At 54.1% G+C, this 22,450-nt stretch carries 17 protein-coding genes; 3 read left to right on the forward strand and 14 right to left on the reverse strand.

What is annotated here, in order from left to right:
• Positions 1-18 precede the first annotated feature (18 nt).
• From G461_RS0115625 to recR, 4 genes are all read right to left on the reverse strand, one after another.
• Entirely contained in the window at positions 19-2,139 is a 2,121-nt protein-coding gene (locus G461_RS0115625) for a sensor domain-containing diguanylate cyclase (protein WP_084429296.1), read from the reverse strand.
• Complete coding sequence (locus G461_RS0115630) at positions 2,139-3,317, reverse strand: sugar ABC transporter substrate-binding protein (protein WP_026972541.1); 1,179 nt, start codon at positions 3,315-3,317, stop codon at positions 2,139-2,141. Before G461_RS0115630 ends, G461_RS0115625 begins: the two co-directional genes overlap by 1 nt.
• Before the next feature lie 105 nt (positions 3,318-3,422).
• On the reverse strand, positions 3,423-5,333 hold the full coding sequence (gene htpG / locus G461_RS0115635) for a molecular chaperone HtpG (RefSeq protein ID WP_026972542.1): 1,911 nt from the start codon (positions 5,331-5,333) through the stop codon (positions 3,423-3,425).
• 182 nt (positions 5,334-5,515) lie between these two features.
• The gene (recR, locus tag G461_RS0115640) at positions 5,516-6,118 is read right to left on the reverse strand and encodes a recombination mediator RecR (protein WP_026972543.1); all 603 of its coding nucleotides are present in this window, start codon (positions 6,116-6,118) and stop codon (positions 5,516-5,518) included.
• A 152-nt stretch (positions 6,119-6,270) separates the two neighbouring features.
• Here recR and G461_RS0115645 point away from each other — a divergent pair, with 152 nt between their 5' ends.
• Entirely contained in the window at positions 6,271-8,625 is a 2,355-nt protein-coding gene (locus G461_RS0115645) for a hypothetical protein (RefSeq protein ID WP_026972544.1), read from the forward strand.
• Positions 8,626-8,631: 6 nt separating this feature from the next.
• Here the strand turns inward: G461_RS0115645 and G461_RS0115650 are convergent, their stop codons facing one another.
• Positions 8,632-9,738 carry a phosphoribosylaminoimidazolesuccinocarboxamide synthase gene (locus G461_RS0115650; protein ID WP_026972545.1) on the reverse strand — a complete coding sequence of 369 codons (1,107 nt, stop codon included), beginning with the start codon at positions 9,736-9,738 and terminating at the stop codon, positions 8,632-8,634.
• Positions 9,739-9,960: 222 nt separating this feature from the next.
• Here G461_RS0115650 and G461_RS0115655 point away from each other — a divergent pair, with 222 nt between their 5' ends.
• Positions 9,961-10,533: a PhnA domain-containing protein gene (locus tag G461_RS0115655; protein WP_026972546.1), complete on the forward strand. Its 573-nt coding sequence runs from the start codon at positions 9,961-9,963 to the stop codon at positions 10,531-10,533.
• A 63-nt stretch (positions 10,534-10,596) separates the two neighbouring features.
• Here the strand turns inward: G461_RS0115655 and G461_RS0115660 are convergent, their stop codons facing one another.
• The 4 genes from G461_RS0115660 to dusC form a co-directional block, all read right to left on the reverse strand.
• Positions 10,597-10,923 carry a YbaB/EbfC family nucleoid-associated protein gene (locus tag G461_RS0115660; RefSeq protein WP_026959974.1) on the reverse strand — a complete coding sequence of 109 codons (327 nt, stop codon included), beginning with the start codon at positions 10,921-10,923 and terminating at the stop codon, positions 10,597-10,599.
• A gap of 60 nt (positions 10,924-10,983) precedes the next feature.
• On the reverse strand, positions 10,984-13,485 hold the full coding sequence (gene dnaX / locus G461_RS0115665; RefSeq protein WP_026972547.1) for a DNA polymerase III subunit gamma/tau: 2,502 nt from the start codon (positions 13,483-13,485) through the stop codon (positions 10,984-10,986).
• Between the two features lie 11 nt (positions 13,486-13,496).
• The gene (gene apt, locus G461_RS0115670; RefSeq protein ID WP_026972548.1) at positions 13,497-14,042 is read right to left on the reverse strand and encodes an adenine phosphoribosyltransferase; all 546 of its coding nucleotides are present in this window, start codon (positions 14,040-14,042) and stop codon (positions 13,497-13,499) included.
• A 300-nt stretch (positions 14,043-14,342) separates the two neighbouring features.
• Positions 14,343-15,299, reverse strand: coding sequence for a tRNA dihydrouridine(16) synthase DusC (gene dusC / locus G461_RS0115680; protein WP_084429300.1), 957 nt, complete (start codon positions 15,297-15,299; stop codon positions 14,343-14,345).
• Between the two features lie 127 nt (positions 15,300-15,426).
• Between dusC and G461_RS0115685 the strand changes: the two genes are divergently transcribed.
• The gene (locus G461_RS0115685; protein ID WP_026959979.1) at positions 15,427-15,801 is read left to right on the forward strand and encodes a TraR/DksA C4-type zinc finger protein; all 375 of its coding nucleotides are present in this window, start codon (positions 15,427-15,429) and stop codon (positions 15,799-15,801) included.
• A 93-nt stretch (positions 15,802-15,894) separates the two neighbouring features.
• Here G461_RS0115685 and serS read toward each other — a convergent pair whose 3' ends face one another.
• From serS to lrp, 5 genes are all read right to left on the reverse strand, one after another.
• Positions 15,895-17,181 (reverse strand): serine--tRNA ligase, encoded by a 1,287-nt coding sequence (gene serS, locus G461_RS0115690; RefSeq protein ID WP_026972550.1) that lies wholly within the window; start codon positions 17,179-17,181, stop codon positions 15,895-15,897.
• Between the two features lie 158 nt (positions 17,182-17,339).
• Complete coding sequence (locus tag G461_RS0115695) at positions 17,340-18,674, reverse strand: replication-associated recombination protein A (RefSeq protein ID WP_035480444.1); 1,335 nt, start codon at positions 18,672-18,674, stop codon at positions 17,340-17,342.
• Positions 18,674-19,279, reverse strand: coding sequence for an outer membrane lipoprotein periplasmic chaperone LolA (gene lolA, locus G461_RS0115700; protein ID WP_026972552.1), 606 nt, complete (start codon positions 19,277-19,279; stop codon positions 18,674-18,676). Before lolA ends, G461_RS0115695 begins: the two co-directional genes overlap by 1 nt.
• An 8-nt stretch (positions 19,280-19,287) precedes the next feature.
• Complete coding sequence (locus G461_RS0115705; RefSeq protein WP_026972553.1) at positions 19,288-21,765, reverse strand: DNA translocase FtsK; 2,478 nt, start codon at positions 21,763-21,765, stop codon at positions 19,288-19,290.
• Positions 21,766-21,890: 125 nt separating this feature from the next.
• On the reverse strand, positions 21,891-22,379 hold the full coding sequence (gene lrp / locus G461_RS0115710; protein ID WP_035478089.1) for a leucine-responsive transcriptional regulator Lrp: 489 nt from the start codon (positions 22,377-22,379) through the stop codon (positions 21,891-21,893).
• Between the last annotated feature and the right edge of the window lie 71 nt (positions 22,380-22,450).

Consider the following 22,450-nt stretch of genomic DNA (forward strand, 5'->3'; position numbering starts at 1 on the left):
ATCTCAAGTCACACGCGACTAAAGTTCAGCCTGGCGGCGCAACTGATAGTAGTGTCGCTTGTTCTCGTACATTTTTTGGTCGGCCAGCTTGTAAAGATCGCCGAGGCTCTGCTCTGAACTTCGCGCATAGCCAAAGGAGAAGCTCACTAAGGGCTCGCCGCCGAAGGCATCTAGCGCAATAGACAGCTTGCTGTGTTGGCTCTTCTCTAGCCGCTCCAGCAACAACGCTTCCCGCTGCAGCTCGGTATCGTGCATGACGATGGCAAACTCATCGCCGCCTATACGGAACACACTTTGAGTAATGTCGGCGCTACATTCTTGTAGCTGCTTAGCCACCGAGCGAATCAGCATGTCACCCTTCTGGTGGCCACGCTGATCGTTGGTCTGTTTCAGGCCATTCACATCGATAATCACCAAGCCAATATCCGCATCGAGCTGGGTCGATAGCTCGAACTGCAGCTCGTCGAAGGACTTACGATTGAGTAGCCCGGTAAGCGAGTCGACCCGCGCGAGAAATGCCAGCTCCTCATTCAGGGCGCGGTTTTCCAGGTAGGCACTGAGCTCTGCCACCACCAGCAACACTTGGTTGGAGCTTTCTTCATCCAGCTCTGCATTATCCACCAATAGCCAACCCAGTTGATTCTGACCACTGGGAATCGCAAATACCAGCGGCTGCCAATCGTCAAACTCGATACTGGTGCGCTCCCAGCGCTGGGTTCGATAATCAGGCACACGTTGGTTGATTGCGTCAAAATCAAACGGGTCAAGCCCCACCGATTGCTGCACCAAACGATGCTCGCCGGTTTGAGGAAGCTGCAGTGCCATACCTAAGCCCGGGAAACTGCCGCTTAACAAATGCAGACTGGCGCTAACGATCTGCCGGTTGCGACCACTAGCCTCTAAGGTGCGGCGGAACTGTACCAGCTGTTCGAAGAACAGGTTACTGCCGGCCAGTTTACTCATGGAGGCTTCCAGCTCCTGAGTACGCTCTTCGACTTTGAACTCCAGCTCGTTGTTTAGCGATTGCACCTCTTCCAGGTAAGCTGCGCGCAGCTCATCGACCCGGGCCAGCTCTTGGTTCTTTTGGTTTACCGTGCGCAACTGCTCGCCGATGGTGTCTTTCATCTCGCCCAATAGCTCTTCGACATGAGCAAACTCTTTGATGGAAAAGTGCGAGCGGCGGCGATGCTCGATACTCTTGCCTAACTCAAAGTCGGTGAGTAGCGCATAAAGACCACCAAATGCCCGCACCGCAAAGTGCGCCATCACCATCACCGCAACAAATACCGCCAGTAGTATCAACGCACCGCTAATAACACTTGGGCGCAGCGCTTCTTGGACTAACTCATCCAGCCGAGCAATATCTTGACCCACCGTTACGCTTAGCCACACGGCGTTTTGGTAGCTGTGGCCGCTAAAAGCCACTCTGGAGGAGTGAGTTACATCATGGGTCGCATCCCCCACGACATTGCCTTCAAGTCGCTCATGGCGATAGTAGATGGCAAAGCTTTCTTGGTTGGTCAAAATCCCATTGGCGATATCCACCAGCTTGTAGATGGGCACCACCGCCACTAGGTAGCCTTTCACATCGACCCTGTCCATCGCCTTATCGGAATAAATCGGGACACTGAACAACAGCGCCGAGTGGGGGCCGGTGCGCTCCACTAACGCATGGTTCTCCACGACTTCGACCTGGCTCATGGTATAGACCCGTTCACCCAGCTCCGGGTCCTTATAGCGACTGGCGAGGATCTGTGACTGTTCCAAGGCCAAGATGTTGCCTTGATAGGCTTCCACCACCAAACCATCGGCACCGAGTAAGTAGAGCGACTCAATCAACGGTGTGGCTTCAACAAAGTCTTTAAGGATGTCCGGCAGGTAGATCGAATGGATCAAGTCATCGATGCCCCGCACCACCCGATCTTGCTCTGACAACAGCTGTAACCCGTTGGTCATCACTTCTTGACGATGCGACAGCTCACTGGCCACTTGTTGAACCGTGGTCTGCAACTGCCGATCAACATCTTTGAAGACGAACTGCTGGACCTGCTTGTACAGGGTCAGCGCAACAATAGAGGTTGGGATAATCGAGACGAGTATAATGAGCAGGAGCGAAAACGTGCGTAGCCGCATTCTCATTAACGCAGCCCTGCCCTGTTGATTTGCGCATCGGCCAGACTTTGCATCATTGTGGCGGTCTGCTCAGCCGTATAGCCGTGATCCATAAAGCGGTTGAAGCCACGTTGCATCGCAATCCACGCGATCGTCATCAACTCATCATTGGGCATTGCGCGGCTTAAGGTCATTTGCTTTTCAATCACCAAGTCGTTGTCATCACGAAGTTGTTCAATACCAGCCAAGGCGTCAAGGTTGGCCGGAATCAAGCGCCCGTTCTGATATACGATCTGTTGCGCCCGTTCGCCTTGCATAAACTTAGCAAACTCACGCAGTGCTGGGAGTTTGTCTTGGTCGGGATCGGGGAACACTAATACGTAACTGGAGAACATTGAGACCAAGGGCTTAGCTTCCGCCTGAGGCAACAAAGCTACCCCGAGTTTGTCGCCTAAGGCGTCACGCAGGGTTTGATAGGTCCAGTCACCGTTAATCATGTAGGGGGATTGGCCATCGATAAAGCGCTGTACCCCACAGTCGTGATTACAGTTGGGATCAACCAAGCCTTTATCTTTCAATCCACGATAGTAGTTAAGCGCCTGTACCATGGCTGGTGTATCTAAGGTGACTTTGCCGTCTTCCAACGGCCAGCCGCCAAATGCGCCTAAAAAGCTGACAAACCAGTACATCTCCCGGTAGTGCCAAGTAATCGGAAATGCGTGACTGAGCAGTTCTTCAGACGCTTGGCTACTTAAGGCCTCAAAGGAGGCGATCGGGTTAGTCACTAGCGATTTGTTGTAGTACAGCACCAAGTGATTGCCTTGAAACAGCGGGATGCCGTATTGCAGCCCATCCACCTGGCCACTGGCTAAGATCCGTTGATCGAGCTGCTCACTCAACCACTCATCGGGCACCAATGAGGCCGACAGGGTCTGATTGATACCGACAAAATCGGCAGGTACATACAGCACATCGGGCAACGAATTGGTCGAGGCTTGATTGAGCACCTCTTCCCTTAGTTTCTCTGACAGGAAGTTGTTTTTGATAACATCGTTATTATTTTGTTGATGAAACAGCGCGAGCACATCATCAAGATAAGAAGAGGGATTGTGGGCGTTCCACAGGGAGATTGTAGTCTGCGCTTGTGCCTGTCCATAAGCCAGAGGGCTTAGCCAGAGCAGCAGCCACAAGAAAGTCTTGCGCATATCCATTACCGTTTGAAATTTTTATTATTTTAGCAAGGATAACCCGGCGCTAACCGAGAAGTAACAAAAAGGGCAGCTCAATGCTGCCCTTTTGTGATCAGTCGCTTAACCTAACAAGCGGTTAATGCGTTTGATAAAGTCGGCCGGGTTTTCTAGGCTGCCGCGCTCGGACAGACAGGCCTGCTCGAACAACAGCTCCAACCACTCGCTGAAGGCACCGTCGTCTTGCTCGTCGGCCACCTTTTTCACCAATGGGTGTTGTGGATTCAGCTCGAAGATGTATTTCTGCTCAGGGATCTGTTGACCCACCGCTTCCATCAGCTTCTGCATTTGGGTGGTCATGTCGTGTTCATCCACCACGATACACGACGGGGTATCGGTCAGGCGATGAGTCAGACGCACGTCTTTCACCTTGTCGCCCAGGCTCTCTTTAGCACGCTCAACAAAGCTGGCGTACTCGGTCTCGGCCTGCTCTTTTTGCTGCTTCGATTCTTCATCGTCCAGCTCGCCCAGGTCCAGATCGCCTTTAGTGATCGATACCAGCGACTTGCCGTCGAACTCGTTGAGGTGGCTCAGTAGCCACTCGTCAATGCGATCAGACAGCAGCAGCACCTCGATGCCCTTCTTGTTGAAGATCTCCAGGTGGGCGCTGTTAGCAGCAGCGGCATGGCTGTCGGCGGTAACATAGTAGATCTTGTCTTGACCTTCCTTCATGCGCTCGATGTATTCGGCCAGCGCCACGGTTTGGTCGGCACCTTCGCCTTGGGTCGAGGCAAAACGCAACAGCTTAGCGATCTGCTCTTTGTTGGCGAAGTCTTCGGCAGGACCTTCTTTTAGCACCTGACCGAACTCGTTCCAGAAGTTTTGGTACTTCTCAGCGTCGTTCTTGGCCATGCGCTCCAGCATGGTCAGCACACGCTTGGTACAGGCACTACGCAAGTTAGCAGTTACCTTGGTGTCTTGCAGAATTTCGCGGCTCACGTTCAGTGGCAGGTCGTTTGAATCCAGCACACCTTTCACAAAGCGCAGGTAGCTAGGCATAAACTCATCGGCGTCATCCATGATGAACACGCGTTGAACATACAGTTTCAGGCCATGCTGACGTTCGCGGTTCCACAAATCGAACGGGGCCTTGCTTGGGATATACAGCAAGCTGGTGTATTCCTGCTTACCTTCTACCTTGTTGTGCGCCCATGCCAGTGGATCGGCAAAATCGTGAGAGATGTGCTTGTAGAACTCTTGATACTCTTCTTCTGAGATCTCGTTCTTACCGCGGGTCCACAGTGCAGTAGCTTTGTTGATTGCTTCCCACTCGCCCGGTACCGCTTCAATCTTCTCGCCATCTGGGCCTTCGCTCTCAGGCTGCTCGTCGCGGAACATCTCTACCGGAATAGAGATATGGTCAGAGTACTTGGTGATGATGCTGCGCAGTTTCCAGTCATCAAGGAACTCGTCTTCACCTTCACGCAGGTGCAGGATGATGTCGGTACCGCGGCCGTTTTTTTCGATATCGGCAACAGTGTAATCGCCCTCACCAGCGCTTTCCCAGCGTACGCCTTGGCTGTGCTCAGCACCTGCCGCGCGGGTCTCAACGGTGACCTTGTCGGCTACGATAAAGGCCGAGTAGAAGCCCACACCGAACTGACCGATTAGCTGCGAGTCTTTCGCTTGGTCGCCGCTCAGGTTACCGAAGAACTCTTTGGTGCCCGATTTAGCGATGGTACCCAAATGCTCGATAACCTCGTCGCGGGTCATACCGATGCCGTTATCAGACAAAGTTAGAGTGCGCGCTTCTTTGTCATGGCTAACACGCACACGCAGCTCACCATCACCCTCGTACAAGGCGTTGTTTTCCAGCGCTTTAAAACGCAGCTTGTCAGCGGCGTCGGCGGCGTTGGAGATAAGCTCGCGCAAGAAGATTTCTTTGTTTGAATAGAGAGAGTGAATCATCAACTGAAGAAGTTGTGATACTTCGGTAGTAAACCCGTGTTTTTCTACGTGTTTCTGCTCAGTCATGGGTCCCTTTTTCCTCTGTAACTGTGACCATGGATAAGTACCTGAATACGGCACTTTTACTGTTACTTTCGAAATGGGGATGAGTTAGCGCTTTTCAACGGCCAAAAACGAAAAAACTGCCCGAAAGCAGTTTAGTTGCACAATTAATCGACGTTGCTCAGCCTTAACTGCTGCTGTGGCGCTTAACCCACACTCTGTCGACCAATCAGCGAGTGGGACAGCGTGGTGCCATCGACGCTATCTAGCTCACCGCCTAAGGGCACGCCGTGGGCGATGCGGGTTACCTTCACCTGTTTGGCCTTGGCCATCTCGGCGATGTAGTAGGCGGTTGCCTCACCTTCCACCGTAGGGTTGGTGGCCAGGATCAGCTCATCGATCTCTTGGGAGGCCAAGCGCGCTTCCAGCTTATCCAGATGTAGCTGCTCAGGGCCAATACCATCGAGCGGGCTAAGATGGCCCATCAACACAAAGTACAGGCCGGAGTACTGGGCGGTTTGCTCGATGGCAGCCACATCGGCGGGTGTTTCAACCACACACACCTGACCCGAGTTTTGCCGCTTGCTCGACTGGCAGATAGGACACAAGGTCTCTTCAGCAAAGTTATTGCATTGCTCGCAGTGGCCCACATCCGCCACTGCCTCAGCAAGGGCTTGCGACAGGCTGAGCGCCTTATCGCGTTGGCGCTCCAGCAAGTTAAAGGTCATGCGCTGGGCTCCGCGCGGGCCAACCCCTGGCAACGCCTGCAGGGCCTTAATAAGTTGATCGATCTTCGGCGTGTATTTCATGGTGTCGAGTGATAGCTAAATCTGCGCTAACGATATCAGCCTCGGCCAATAATTTCAGCTTCAATCGCCGCGAGGCATGACAAGTGCACAAACTACGGGCAATAATGAACGTGAAGGATCGCCATACCCCACAACTTATCGCATAGGGAATTATGCTAGCCACCACCATACGTAACTACTTGCTGCTCGCTATTGCTGTCTCGCTGGGCTGTTTGCCGCTGCTCTACTGGGACTACCACCAAGAACAGCGCGATGTGGCGATCCGCGCCAATCACCAACTCAGCCTGATCAGCCCCTTGGCAGAGTCCTTGGCGCAACAAGGTAAGCGCCAGCAATTGATCGACCTGATCCAGCAGCTCGAGGCATCGCCCGATATCGCACTGGTCGAGTTAAGTCTGCGTCCGCTGGCCGACAAACCCGATACCGCCGAGCCCTATCTGCCCGACTATTCACGGGTGCCCGAAGATCAGCAAATCGTCAGCCTGGCGGTCAATCTAAACCGCCTTAGCTTCGAACAGTGGCTGTTGGTCAAGCTCGAGCAACCCGCGGCCCAGCAACTGCTGGCCCTGCTCGCCAGTGGCGGCTTGGCGTTATCGCTACTGCTCGCCAGCTGGCAGCACTACCATCGCGGCGCAAGCAGCTCAGCGGTCCAACACAACCCGAATGAAAGCCTACACTCTCTCGGTGGGCTGGATATCGAAAAACTGGATGCTGAAGTACAGGGTTATACCGACGAGATTAACGAACTCCGGCTTGGCCTGGCAGATAAGGCGCTGGCGCTACGAAAAGTGGTGCGCAAGCCCGCCGAAGCCGAGGACTCGCTGTCGCGCTATCAGCCACTGCTGGATGCGTTCACCCACCCCGCGGTGCTGCTCGATGACCAGCGACAAGCGCACTACATCAACGACGCAGCGAACGCTGCCTTCCCCGACCTGCGCATTGAGGCGCTGTTAACCGCCCTTACCAGCACAGAGCAAAATGCTGACACGCCCCAACAGGACAACGACCCATTTGAGCTAAGCATTGCTGGACAGGTGTACCCAGCAGCGATAGAGACTATCGACACCCAACAAGCGCACCTTCGGCTAATCACTATTCAACCGCCGCTAGAGAGCATAGAGCCGATACCCGATAACAACGACGACCTTAGCCGGTTGGCGCTAGACCTATTAGATCTACCGCTGCCGCAGGCCTTTGTTGACCCTGAACGCCGAATAATGGCTTATAACCAAGCCTTTAACGCCCTATTCGACAGCGCCACTGAGATAGAAAATACGCCGCTTGACCAGCTATTTGTGCTCGATAAGCAGCAAGGCGTTCACATCAAAGGGCAACATAAGAGCGCTCAAGGCTATCGTAGTGTCAGCTCTAACGCCTTTGATCACCCGGAGCTTGGCGAAGTCAGCCTGCTTCAGTTATTGCCCGAGCAATCGCCACGACGCAGTAGCAAGCTCAAGCAAAGCAGCTGGCAGCAACAACTGGCCCAGAGCATCACCTTGATTCATCAGCTTGGGCAAAAACAGTTAGGGCGAATTCGCAGGGGACTGCAAAGCGATCCGCTGGTCAGTGAGCAATACCGAGAGGTGTTGCGCGCCAGCGGCGAGCTAAGCGTACTATTGCAACTGCAGTGGTACGCCCAAGGTATGGGCGATAAGAATCAGGCCTTTAGTGTGGAGCAAGCGCTGGAACAGCTACTCACTAGCCTCGCTCAGCTCGGCATAAACACACTTCCCAACTGCCCTGTTGCGCCCAATGCGCTTGCTAAAGGCAACCCTAAGGCCCTGTTCTACTTACTACAAGCCCTTTGCCTGCAAGCCCTTGGTATACAGAGCCGCGAGCAGGCTGAGGAGCCATGCTTCAGCCTTGAACAAGACGAGGGCCAAAAAACGCTTACCATCCGCTTTGCCTTGCGCGCCAGTGACATCGACATTGCCAGTCGCGAGCTCTATCGGCAGATCTGCAAACAACAAGGCTGGCAGGCTGATTTCAGCAAGCAGGCGGTCACCATTAGCCTAGCGCTGCTGCACGTTGAGCCGTCCGAGGATAGCGATATTCAAGACTTGGCGCAGCAACTGATAGCGGTGAATGATGATAACGATGATGCAGCACAGGATGGCCTGCTCCCCGAGCTTATCGAATCGCTCAATGTCGAGCACAGCAATGCACTATTGGAACAGGCGCTTGCCGATACCCACGCGCCAATAAAGCCAGCTGATAAAAGTGAGCAAGGTCACTCAATAGCCAACATGAATGGACTGGAGCAATGCCTGTGGCAGCTGTTTTGTGACGAACTGCAGCTGACCCTTGGTCATCTCGATAGCAACAGCGGTGCCGACGCCAATACGCGCTTAACCCAGCTATGTGCTGCCCATGAAAAATTTGTGGACACGCCGCTAACGGACAAGTTCCAGCAGTTAGGCCCGGCATTGGCTCGAGGGGATGAAGAGGTGGTACGTGCGGTGGTGAAGGAGTTACAGCACTGGCAGCAGACTACCAGTGCTGTTTAGGAGGGGTTAGTCGGCGATAAGATCGTAGTGCTCTTTTAGCACGGCAATAATCTCAGCTTTTGGGTTATCGCTAACCATGATAGGTTGGCCAGTGATCTTTTCAGCAATGCCGATGTAGGTACGAGAGACTTCTTCAAGAACCGACACTGGCAACGCATTGTCGCGGGCCAAGGCTTCACGCTCGTCCATACGCTCTTTGTTCAGCAGGATATCCGGGTCAGGGAAGTGTGAAAGCAATAACTGACGGAAGCCCTCTTTGGAGTTCTCTACCACCTTACCAGCGCGGTACTCGGCGCCATCCCAAATACGCGATGAGTCCGGGGTGCCCACTTCGTCCATGTAGATCAGCTTGTCTTGGCCCTGCTCATCGGTCACGTAACCAAACTCAAACTTGGTATCGACAAACACTTGATCCACTTCGGCCAGCGCCTTGCTGATAACCGCAAAGCCCTCTTTGAGCAGTTTTTCGTAAAGGTCGATATCGGCGCCTTGCTTAAAGCCGAAGGCTTCCACGTTTTGCTCAATGTTCTGGCGGGTGATGTTCACGTCGTCCGCTTCAGGCACGCCGGGAATGCCGCGAAGAATGCCTTTGGTAGACGGGGTAATCAGGATCTCATCCAGTTTTTGGTCGCGCTTAAGGCCTTCTGGCAGGGTAATGCCACAGAACTCGCGCTCGCCCTTCTCATAGGCACGCCACATAGAACCAGTGATGTACTGACGGGCAATCGCCTCAATCTTGGCTGGACGGGCTTTTTGCACAATCCAAACGAAAGGATGCGGGATATCCAAGATATGGCTGTCTGCCAGACCTTGCTCTTTAAACAGCTTAAACCAATGGTTGCTGATCGCATTCAGCGCAGCGCCTTTACCGGGAACACCTTTAAGGCCTTGCTCACCATGCCAGATGCAATCAAAGGCTGAGATGCGGTCACTGATTACCATGATGGCTAGCGGCGTATCAGGCGATACCGGATAGCCCTTCTCTTCGATCAGGCGGCGGCTATCCTGCTCAGTTAACCAGTAAACAGAACGCACTTTTCCACTGTGTACCGGTTTGTCGGTACGGATCGGCAGGTCATCATTAACAGCTAGTACCTTATCGGCAAGGCTCATGTTGTCATCCTTCAAGGTGGTGGCCACAAAAACGCGGCGGATTCGATGCTGGCGAATTTTACCAAAAATCCCTGTCAGCTCCAGTGTTTGCGTCGTTAACTGCTCGCCACTGGCGAAACTTACAGCAAACCGGCCAATTTCTTTGACTAAACTTCGCCAAAGCCCTGACTAACGACAAGGGCTTGGGCATAATAGCGCCAATTGAAATCCCGGAAGAAAATTATGAGTATTGAGCAAACCCTGAGCGAGCGCAGCGGCGGCCAATGTGAGCTGTGCAGCAGCACCGACAACCTGAGTGTTTACGCCCTGCCCCCCGAGCAAGAGCAGCACTCAGATAAAGCTATCCACGTCTGCGGCACTTGCCTGGCACAGATTGAAGGCGAGAATGAGGCCTTGGATCAAAACCACTGGCGCTGCCTGAATGATTCCATGTGGAGCCAAACCCCAGCGGTACAAGTGATGGCCTGGCGTATGCTGAGCCGCCTTAACGCTGAGCCGTGGGCGCAAGATCTGCTGGATATGCTGTATCTGGAAGAAGATATGCTGAAGTGGGCCGAGAGTGGCGCTCATGTAGCAGGCGCAGATAAACCGCGCGATGTGAACGGCGTTATTCTGCAAAAAGGCGACGATGTCACCATCATCAAAGACCTGCCTATCAAAGGTTCTAGCCAAGTAATCAAACGAGGCACTGTGGTGCGCGGTATTGGCGTAAACGACAACGATCCGACCCACGTATCGGGCAAGGCCAATGGCCAGTCGATGTACATCATTGCTGAGTACTGTCGTAAGAAGTAGTCGCAATGCTGTAGATAGCAAAAAGGCCGCAGATGCGGCCTTTTTCGTAGCTAGCGAACGCGCTTAGAATGGCATCTTCATGCCCGGTGGCAACTGCATACCGCCGGTGACTTCCGCCATCTTGTCTTTGCTTTGCTCTTCCACGCGACGTACCGCGTCGTTAACCGCAGCAGCCAACAGATCTTCGATCATGTCTTTATCGTCTTCCATCAAGCTGTCATCCAGCTCTACGCGACGAATATTGTGGCTACCGTTCATCACTACTTTAACCAGGCCAGCACCGGCTTCACCGGTTACTTCCATCTTGGCGATTTCTTCTTGGGCCTTCTGCATGCGGTCTTGCATCTGCTGCGCCTGCTTCATGATATTGCCCATTCCACCTTTAAACATGGTTATCTCACTTCGTTTAGGTTTGTAATGCGGCAATTACACCGAGGTTGCCGCAATAAATCAAGTTGTATAATTGACGCTGTCGCCATTTAGCTCAGCGCCCATGCGTTGCTGCATAAATTGAATATTAGGATCGTCCAACAAACGCTGCTTAGCATGATCCAGACGCTTTAAGTGCAAGGCATGCCGCTGCTCAGCCGGGGTGCGTTGACTGGCATCTTCACCGATGGTGATGGCAAGCTCCATCGCCTTGCCATGCAACTGCGATAGCTGCTGGGTAAGCTCAGATAGCGAGCTAGGCTTTTGCAGGTGTGCGCAGTCGGGTTTCAACAATAGCTGTACTACGTTGCCTTCTACCCGCGACAAGCTATGCCGGGCGATCTGCCGGGCAATCGGCCCCAAATGCATCTGCTCCACCCAAACTGCCCACTGGTCCAGATCTTCGCTGACCTGCTCAACCGGCCGCTGCGCTTGGACATCTTGCGCTGCTTGTGCGGGTTTATTGCGCTGGGCCACAAACTGCTGAGCCGGAGTCAGCTCTTGGCTATCCAACGCAGCACTGCCCTGCTCCACCGCACTAGTATGCAGCTGCGGAGCAGAATTATCAGCAGCCCTCGCACTGGCAGGTTCGCCCCCTTCAGGCGGCGCACTGAAATCTAAGGTAGCAGCACGCGCCGCGCGCTGAGCCAGATCTGCAGCATCTACTGCTGCGCCTTCAGGCTTTTTTTCGCCACCTTCCTTAGCTCGAAGTTGGCTGCGCAGCTTAATCAAAGACTGGGTGTGCGAGGCATCCAGTGAAGGACTGGCACCCTGCGGCTCATAGTGCTCCGCCTCAACTTCTTGCTCCATTGCTGCAGCTTGCTGGGCCATAGCACTGTAGTAGTCGTCGCTGTTGTCAGCAGCAGGCTGTGCAGGCTCCGATGGCATTTGCGCTGGTTGGTTATCCGCCGTTTGCGGCGCGGCTACCGACGGGATATCCGTCGATGTTTGACTCGCTGTTGCAGGCTCATCCGATACTTGGCTCGCTGTTGTAGGCTTAGCCGCAGAAACGGGCGTTTCAACAAAGCCTTGCTGTTGTGCCTGCTCAACAATCTCTTGCTGTTCTTTCACGGCGCTGGCGACCAATGCCGCTTGCTCCGGGCTGTCTATTAGCTCAGGGCTGTTAGCTTGCTCAGGGCTGGCGTCTTGAACGGACTCGCTCGCAGCAGGAGCAGCTTCATTTGCTCCTGTCTTTGCTTGCGAGGCAGTAGCAATTACAGACTCGGCTTGCGGTGTTGACGCTTGCTGAGCGCTGCTACTAGCCGCTGGGCGCTCTACAGGCTTCGTCTGATCAGCGGGTTTCGCATTCTTGGCACCGGCAAGTTTTTGCTTGAGCGCCTGCAGATGTTGACGAGGGCTCTCAGCTGAAGCGCTTTCGCCCATCACGCCGGCTGCAGAAGAACCAGCTACCGGCTGCTGTCCCGACGATTGGGCATCACCTTGTCCCTGCTCGTTTAATGCAGGCTCAAAGGCCAGCATCCGCAATACCGTCATCTCAAAGCCGGAGCGTTGCGAAGGAGCGTACGCGAGGTCGCGACGGCCGGTGGTAGCAATCTGATAGAGCAGCTGAACCAGCTGAGCATCCACCACTTGCGCCAAGGCCACCAGGCTGTCATCGCAGCGCTCGGGCAACACCTTGGCCAGCGCGAGCTGATGAAGCTGCTCGGCGAGTTGCTGGTGTAGGCTGTCAAAATCCGGGGCGAGTTCCGCCAACTGGTCGACTTGGGCCAGCGCAGCGCTAGCATCACCTTCAACCACGGCAATCAACAATTCGGTGAGCAGGATGGGATCTTGCTGCCCCAACAGCGCCAAGCAGTTATCACGACTAAGCGATCCGCTGCTTTGCACCAAAGCTTGGTCACACAGGCTTAGCGCATCACGCATGCTGCCGTCAGCGGCTTTGGCCAGCAGCGGCAACGCCTCAGCCTCGAAACCCAAGCCTTCTTGGGTCAACACGTGATTGAGCTGGTTAGCGATATCGTCCTGGCTGAGCGCCTTTAGCTGGAACTGCAAACAGCGCGACAACACGGTAATCGGCAGTTTTTGCGGATCGGTGGTCGCCAGCAAGAACTTCACGTGCTCTGGCGGCTCTTCCAGGGTCTTCAACAGTGCGTTAAAGCTGTGGCGAGACAACATGTGCACTTCGTCGATCAGGTAGACCTTGTAGCGCCCTCGGGCCGGGCTGTACTGCACGTTGTCCAGCAACTCTCGGGTGTCCTCAACTTTGGTACGCGAGGCCGCATCAATCTCCAGCAAATCAACAAAGTTGCCTTGGTCGATAGAGACACAGTTGCTACACACGCCACAGGGCTGACTGCTTACGCCCTGCTCACAGTTAAGGCTTTTAGCGAAGATCCGCGCGATGGTGGTTTTGCCCACCCCGCGGGTACCAGAAAACAGATAGGCGTGATGCAGGCGTTGTTGATCAAGGGCATTCACTAGACCGGCTAACACATGCTGCTGGCCTACAACCTGCTCAAAACGCTGAGGACGCCATTTTCTGGCGAGGGCTTGGTGACTCATTCAATTACCGCTTATTCGCCTTCGAAGGCAACCAGATGGGTTGGATTCACATCCAACGAGCGTAGCTTTGCTTCACCGGGCAGGTCTACCAGGTTAATCACAAATGCGGCATCTTCGATGGTGGCGCCCAAGCGACGAACCAGTTTCACGGTGGCTTCTGCGGTACCGCCGGTGGCGATCAGGTCATCGATTAGCAGTACCTTGTCTTCGCTGGTAAGCGCATCTTGGTGGATCTCAAGCGTATCCATGCCGTATTCCAGCTCATAGCTTTCAGCCAGAGTCTGACGCGGCAACTTACCCGGTTTGCGAACAGGCACAAAGCCGATACCCAAGGCCAGAGCCAACGGCGCACCAAAGATAAAGCCACGCGCTTCGGTACCAACGATTTTAGTGATACCAGCGTTGCGGTAATGTTCTTCCCATTGGGAGATCACTAGCGCAAAGGCTTTTGGGTCTTCAATCAAGGAGGTGATATCACGAAACATGATACCGGGCTTAGGATAGTCTGGGATGGCTTTAATCGACTTAGCGATATAGTCCAAAGAGTCGCTACTCATGCAAAATTCCAATTATTCACAAAAAAGCCCATATAGGACGGATGGGCTTTGGCGTTGGTTAAACAAGAATTATCGCAAGATCCGGGGCTAATGCAAAGCCCAAGGCACTCAAGCTATGACATTATCCCAAGTAAAGTCAGGCTAAGCGGCAAAGTGGGCAATAACAGTACAGCGATGAAGCCTAAGAAGTGGCCGAGATGATAGTTTTCTTTAAAATCCGTTTTCATAATAGTGTTCCTTTTCTGGGGCGCCAGTCTAACTAACCCGCGCCCTTAGAAACACCGAACAAAACTAGGGGTATTACGCGCCTTGAGCGTTCAACAGATCGACAATCTGGGCACTCTCGCGCAGCACCCGCAGCTCTGGCCACAGCGCCTTGGCCTCTGGGTAAACCTTATTGAGATAAGCAAACCACTGTTTAATGCGATTCGGGAAGTACTTGCCCTTGTCGCCACGACACTCTAGCTGGGTGTAACGCAGCAGCAGCGCCATCACTTCCTGCCAAGTCATCGCCGGTGCGTTGTACTTGACCACGTTGCCTAAGTTGGGGGTGTTCAAGGCCCCTCGTCCGAGCATGATGTCGCGGCAACCGGTCACCTTGACGCACTCAAGGGCGTCTTGATGACTCCAGATCTCGCCGTTGGCAACCACCGGGATACTCACCAGCTCGCGCACGGCGGCAATAGCTGGCCAGTTGATGCGTTCAGCCTTGTAACCACACATCTTGGTACGACCGTGAACCGCCAAGGAGCTGGCTCCGGCTTGCTCAACCGCCGCGGCGATATCGAAGCTCTCCTCGGCCGACTCCCAGCCTAAGCGGATCTTGGCTGATACCGGCAGATCGCTTGGCACTACGCGGCGCACGGCTTCGATAATATCGCGGATAAGGTTGGGGGTTTTCAAAAGCGCTGCCCCGCCACGGCTTTTATTGACCAACTTGGCCGGACAACCAAAGTTGAGGTCAATACCGGGCGAGCCCAATTCGATGGCACGCACCGCATTTTCGGCCAAGGCTTGTGGGTCTTGCCCTAGCAATTGGATGCGTACCGGCGTGCCAGCACTGGTCACACCACCTTGTTTTAGCTCCGGCGAGAGCTTGTAGAAGATATGCTCGGGAAGCAGGCAATCAACCACGCGGACAAACTCTGTAACACATAGATCGTAGTCGTTTATCTCAGTAAGTAGCTGGCGCATCAGTGGATCGAGTACCCCTTCCATTGGTGCCAGTGTGACGGTGTTTGGTGAGGTATTATTCATATCCAATTGACTTCTATTGTTATTTGGTTGCAAAGCTTAGTTGATCTCGTTTTGATTCAAGTCATAGCCGGGGTTTCAGGGCGCTGTTTATACTCCTGATCAAATGTAGATGCAATGGTGATATGCCGTGAATATCGCTAACTATCAGCAACGACTAGATCAGCAGCTAGTTGAGCTAAAAAATCAAATTATCCCGGTGCTTGTGGCGTCGCTGCCCAGACTCGCTCAGCAAAACGAGCAAGCGCTGTATGCCATGGAAACCACCGAGTTGATTGAGCTTGCCAGTCAACAACCAGTACTGGCGATCTATCGCCTGCTTGGCGACTTAAAGCGGGTTGATGCTGCGTTATGCCAAATCGAGCTGGGGCTATTTGGCATGTGCTGCGATTGCGAGGAGCCCATCGAAGAGTCCTTGCTCGAAGCCGATCCCTGCGAGCAGCGCTGCAAGGCCTGCCAAAGCAAGTATCAGCTCCATCAACAGAGCCATCGCTATGCGCTGTGATGGCACAACAAACGCTGGATACTAAAAAGCCACCCTCATCAGGTGGCTTTTTTATTGGCTGTTGCTTTTATTGGCTGTTATTACAGCGACGGCTTAGCCAATCTTTTCTACGCCGCCCATGTATGGACGCAGCGCCTCAGGAATCACCACGCTGCCATCTTCCTGCTGGTAGTTCTCTAAGATAGCTACCAAGGTGCGGCCTACTGCCAGACCTGAACCATTCAGGGTGTGCAGCAGCTCAGGCTTCTTCGCACCGGCGGCGCGGAAACGAGCCTGCATACGACGCGCTTGGAAGGCTTCGCAGTTAGACACCGACGAGATCTCGCGGTAGGTGTCTTGTGCTGGCAGCCACACTTCCAGATCGTAGGTCTTGGTTGCGCCAAAACCCATATCGCCAGTACACAGCGTTACCACGCGGTAAGGCAGGCCAAGCTTTTGCAGAATGTTCTCGGCGTGCTGGCGCATCTCTTCCAGCGCATCGTAGGATTTTTCTGGGTGTACCACTTGCACCATCTCAACCTTGTCGAACTGGTGTTGGCGGATCAGGCCACGGGTATCACGACCATAAGAGCCCGCTTCACTGCGGAAACATGGCGTGTGAGCGGTCATGCGAATTGGCAGCTCAGATTCGTCGACAATGGTGTCGCGCAGCATGTTGGTCACCGGCACTTCTGCGGTTGGGATCAGGCTCATGCCCACGCCTTCTTCGGTCGCCGGCTGGGTGTGGAACAGGTCTTCGCCGAATTTAGGCAGCTGACCGGTGCCATACAGTGAGTCGGCATTCACCAGATACGGTACGTACAGCTCCTGATAGCCGTGCTCTTGAGTGTGGGTATCGAGCATGAACTGCGCCAATGCGCGGTGCAGGCGGGCAATTTGGCCCTTCATCACGATAAAGCGCGAGCCACTGATCTTAACCGCGTTTTTAAAGTCCAGACCTTGTGCGCCTTCCCCTAGGTCGACGTGATCTTTCACTTCAAAGTCGAAGCTTGGGATCTCGCCCCAGGTGTGCAGTTCTACGTTTTCGTCTTCGTCTTTACCTTCTGGCACGGACTCGTGCGGCAGGTTTGGCACTTCCAAAGACAGCGCCTGCAGTTGGCCTTGCAGTTCAGCTAGCTCGGCCTTGGCTGCGTCCAGGTCGCTGCCCAGTTGGCCAACTTCAGCCAACAGGGGTTGGATATCTTCGCCACGCGCCTTAGCTTGACCGATGGACTTGGATCGTACATTACGCTCGTTTTGCAGGCGCTCGGTGCGTACCTGTAACTCTTTGCGTTGCTCTTCCAGCGCAGTCAGTTGCGCCACATCCAAATCATAACCGCGCTTTTTAAGCAGAGCTGCGGCAGTCTCAATTTCGCTTCTTAGAAATTTAGCGTCAAGCATCAGAAACCTTCGTATCTTTTGGCGTCGTGCCAAGTATGGGTAGTTATCACATTTGCCCGTTCACAGGGCCAAGGCGAAAAATTTTATCAACTCGCGGGCACGATGCAAGCGAGCTGGGTACAAACCAATGATATTTCGTCGGTTGTGGGGCGAACTGGCTATTTTTTGTAGCGTTTAACCGGGCTATTGCGGTTAACCTGCTCCAAATAATCCAGTTTCTCTTTGATCTGCTTCTCGAGTCCCCGTTCGTTGGGTTGGTAGAAACGCAGATCTTGCAGCTGCTCTGGGAAGTAACACTCCCCGGCGGCGTAAGCATTCGGCTCATCATGGGCATAGCGATACTCTTGCCCAAAGCCCAGCTCGGCCATTAGCTTGGTGGGCGCGTTGCGCAAATGTACCGGCACGCCAATATCGCCATATTCTTTGGCGGCATTGCGGGCGGCTTTAAACGCGGTATACACCGCATTACTTTTGGCCGCGCAGGCCAAGTACACCACGGTTTGCGCTATCGCCCGCTCGCCTTCGGCAGGCCCGACCCGAGTAAAGCAGTCCCAGGCGTTGATTGCCAATTGCATGGCGCGCGGATCTGCGTTGCCAACATCTTCTGAGGCAATAGCCAAACAGCGGCGCGCTACCACCAGCGGGTCACCACCGGCTTCAAGAATACGGCAATACCAAAAAAGCGCAGCATCGGGCGATGAGCCGCGGATCGATTTGTGCAGCGCCGAGAGCAAATCGTAGTACTGATCGCCACCCTTATCGATATGGCTATAGCGCTCACCCGCTACCTCGGCCAGAAGCTGCTTATTAAGATGCTTATGGCCGGCTTGTACTACCGCCAAGTCGCACATCATTTCTAGCAAATTCAATGCACGGCGGGCATCGCCAGAGGCGATCTTAGCGAGCAGACTCAGGCATTCATCGTCGACAACGATCGCCTGCTCGGCCAGAACCGGGTCGTGCTGCACTGCGCGTTCCAGCAGGCTTAGGATATCCTCATCGCCGAGCTGCTTGAGCACATAGACCTTGGCGCGGGACAATAGTGCGTTGTTGAGCTCAAAGGATGGGTTCTCGGTGGTGGCGCCAATAAACACCACGGTGCCATCCTCTACATAAGGTAGAAAGGCATCCTGCTGGCTTTTATTAAAGCGGTGCACCTCGTCGACGAACAATACCGTGCGCCGGCCAACTTGCTGGTTCTGCTTGGCATTGGCGATGGCCTCGCGTACCTCTTTGATGCCGCCGGTGACCGCGGAGATCTTCTCCACCTCTGCGTTGGCGTTCTTGGCGGCAATCTCAGCTATGGTGGTTTTACCGGTACCCGGCGGGCCCCACAAGATCATCGAGTGCAACTGGCCTTTGGAGATGGCACGGTGCAGCGGCGTGTCAGCACCGAGGATATGCTGCTGACCCACATATTCCTCGATACGAGTTGGCCGCATGCGGGCAGCCAGGGGGCGAAAATCCTCAGAGAAGTCTAGCGACAGGCTCATTAACGTTGGTCGTCCACAGCGGTTCCGTCGGGAATAACGAACTGAAAATCGCTGATTTGATAGTCGGGGCTAGTATTTAGACCAGACAGCACAAACTCACTACGTTGGCCGTTTTGCTCGATGATATCGAAGCGCTCGACCTGCTCTTGGCCATCGAGCTTCACCCAGAAGCGCGCTTGCAGCGCATCTTCTTTGCTGGTGAGCAGATAGCCCTCGCCTTCTCGCTCGATGGCGTATTGCTGCCAGGTGCTGTCGCGTTGATCAGACAGCAATACAATCGGCGAATGCTCTACCGCACTGGTGGCATCCATAATACTGACCTGCTCGATAAACGGACTGTAGTACCACAGCGTTGCGCCATCGGAGACAATTAAGTCGTCTTCTGGGAAGGTCTGTTGCCAGCGCAGCTTGGCCGGCTTGGCAAGAAGCAACTCGCCCTCAGCTTGGTGTACCAAGTTGCCATCGATATCAATCACCCGCTGCTCAAAGTTGGCAGAGAACGCATCAAAGCGCCCTAGCGCTTGCTTTAACTCAGCGGTGACATCGCTGGCCACGGCACCGGCGCTGCATGCTGCCAGCACCAATGCAGAAACAATCTTCTTCATATCGTTACCTAATCGAGTTTAACCGGGGGCGGCGCGAGAACTTCGCGGTTGCCGTTGTGCCCGGGAGAGCTAACCACGCCTTGCATCTCCATCTGCTCGACGATACGTGCAGCCCGGTTGTAACCAATTCGGAACTGACGTTGCACACCGGAGACCGAGCCCCGGCGAGATTCTGTGACAAAGGCGACGGCTTGATCGTAGAGCTCATCCAGCTCTTCATCACCCTCGGCCTGCTCACCGGGCAGCAAGGCATCGGGGCCCGCTTCGCCGGAGAGGATTTCATCAATATAGTTGGGCTCGCCACGCTCTTTCCAGGCAGCGACCACCGCATGCACTTCGTGATCATCGACAAAGGCGCCGTGAACACGGGTGGGGACGCCGGTTCCTGCAGGCAAGTACAACATATCGCCCATACCCAGCAGCGTTTCAGCGCCTTGCTGGTCAAGGATGGTACGCGAGTCAATCTTACTCGATACCTGGAAGGCGATACGAGTTGGGATGTTGGCCTTAATCAGACCGGTGATCACATCCACCGATGGGCGCTGGGTTGCCAGTACCAAGTGGATACCTGCAGCGCGGGCTTTTTGCGCGATACGGGCAATCAGCTCTTCTACCTTCTTGCCGACGATCATCATCATATCGGCGAATTCGTCGATCACCACTACGATGCTAGGCAGCTTCTCTAGATGCGGAGGCATCTCATCCATGCTATCGCCGGGCTTCCAGAGCGGATCAGCAATAGGAGTGCCGTTGGCGGCAGCGTCCAACACTTTCTGGTTGTAGCCCTTGAGGTTACGCACGCCAAGCGCCGACATCAGCTTGTAGCGACGCTCCATCTCACCGACACACCAGCGCAGGGCGTTGGCGGCCTCTTTCATATCGGTGACCACTTCTGCCAATAGATGCGGGATCCCCTCGTAGACCGACAGTTCCAGCATTTTGGGGTCGATCATAATCAGGCGTACATCATCGGGAGTCGATTTATACAGCAAGCTGAGGATCATCACATTCACCCCTACCGACTTACCCGAGCCGGTAGTACCCGCTACCAGCAAGTGCGGCATCTTGGCCAAATCGACCACCACCGGCTGGCCGGCGATATCTTTACCCAGCACCATGGTCAGCGCAGACTTGCTGTTATGGAAGACCGGGTTGTCGATCACTTCGCTTAAGTACACCACCTCGCGGTAGCGGTTTGGCAGCTCCAGACCAATCACCGATTTACCAGGAATTACTTCCACCACCCGCACGCTAATCGCTGACAACGCTCGCGCCAAATCCTTAGACAAGTTAGAAATCTTGCTAACCTTGACACCCGGTGCGAGATCTAGCTCGAAGCGGGTAATCACCGGACCGGGATGAACCGCCACCACTTTTGCCTTCACTGCAAAGTCAGCCAACTTGGCTTCGACTAAGCGTGAGATATTATCCAAATCTTCTTGCGAGATCGGGTTTTGCTGCTTGTCGGGGCGATCGAGCAGCGTCATCTCAGGCAATGCGGGCAACTTCGGTTGGGCCTTAACGGACGCGGTGGCAGCAGTTGGCGTGGCCGCTTTAGCTTTTGGCTTGGCGACTGGCGCATCGGACCCCATCAACTCATCCATCCCCACATGCTCACGCTCAAGCAGAATAGGCTCTTGAGGCTCACCCTCAGGCTCGTCGGCAGCATGCCAATCCTGGATTGCATCCTCAGGTAGTTCAGGTGCCGAATCAGTTAGCCAGTTGTAGTTTTCCTCACTGCTGGCATCAGCAGTAGGCTGCGTGTCAAAGCTGGGCTCTTCTACCTGAACGGGCTCGGCGGAATCTGAGCTTGGCGCCTCGTTATAATCGCGCATTAGCACATCATCGTGTTGCTCTTGCAGCTTTTTCTGGCGGCGCGACTCTGGCATTTGCTTGACTCGGCTAACGCCACTAATCAAGCCACCGCCAATGCGCTCAACAATGTGCACCCAAGACATGCCGGTAAACAGGGTGACGCCACAGGCAAGTAGCGCCAACAGAATAATGGTGGTACCCAACAAACCGAACACCGGTACCATCAGCAAAGCAAGGATGTCCCCCACTACACCTCCAGACGTGAAATAGAAGAAATCGTCAACGTTAATACTGGCCAGCGCAGTGCTAGATAGCAGGGTTAAGGTGAACCCGAGCACCCGCAGGCCTAGTGTGAAAAAATTAAGCTGTGCAACGGGACAGGGTCGCCAGAACAACGCCCACGCCAATAGCGCACAGATAAAGGGGGCAGAATAGCCGATGAAGCCGAAAGCAAACAATAAGATATCTGCGGTATAGGCGCCAAAGGTGCCTGCCGCATTGTGAATATCCCCCTGCCAGGCGGTCTGAGACCAGCTTGGATCAGCAGGATTAAAGCTCACCAGAGCGATCATCAGGTAGATGCCTAACGCGCCCAAGCATATCGCCCCTGCTTCTGCGAGACGGCCTAGACCGGATAGCCGATGATCAGCCTGATAAAAGGGGTCACCCATGACGTACACGTTCCTGAGATAACAGCTTTACAGGTCAAACTGTGAAAAACTGCATAATAAAAACAAAACAAGCGGCTTAAGCCGCTCGTTTCAATGTAACAGAATTTTCAACTAGTTAAAACGCGTTAGCCTTTGATTACCAGGCGATTGCTTTGTTTAACTTCTTCCATTACTACATAGGTACGCGTGTCGTTAACACCCGGTAGGCGCAACAGCGTTTCACCCAGCAAACGACGGTAGGCTGACATGTCAGCTACGCGCGTTTTCAACAGGTAATCAAAGTCACCGGATACAAGATGACACTCTTGGATCTCTTCGAGTTGCTGAACAGCGTGGTTAAACTGCTCAAACACATCCGGGGCACCGCGATTAAGGGTGATTTCGACAAAAACCAGCAATGAGGCGTCAAGATATTGGGGATTTAGGATTGCGGTATAACCGGAGATATACCCTTGGCGCTCTAACCGTCGTACTCGCTCCAAGCAAGGCGTGGGGCTGAGGCCTACACGTTTCGACAGCTCTACGTTAGAAATTCGTCCATCTTTTTGCAATTCATTCAAGATATTGCGATCAATTCGATCCAGTTCCTTCATTGGTCGACCTTTAGCTTCCATATTAACGAGTGTGTAATCACCCTCCCCTCATACTGCGTTACAACCACAGTTTACCTACCCTGGACTTGCCG

The organism is Aliagarivorans marinus DSM 23064 (assembly GCF_000429485.1).
Lineage (GTDB): Bacteria > Pseudomonadota > Gammaproteobacteria > Enterobacterales > Celerinatantimonadaceae > Aliagarivorans > Aliagarivorans marinus.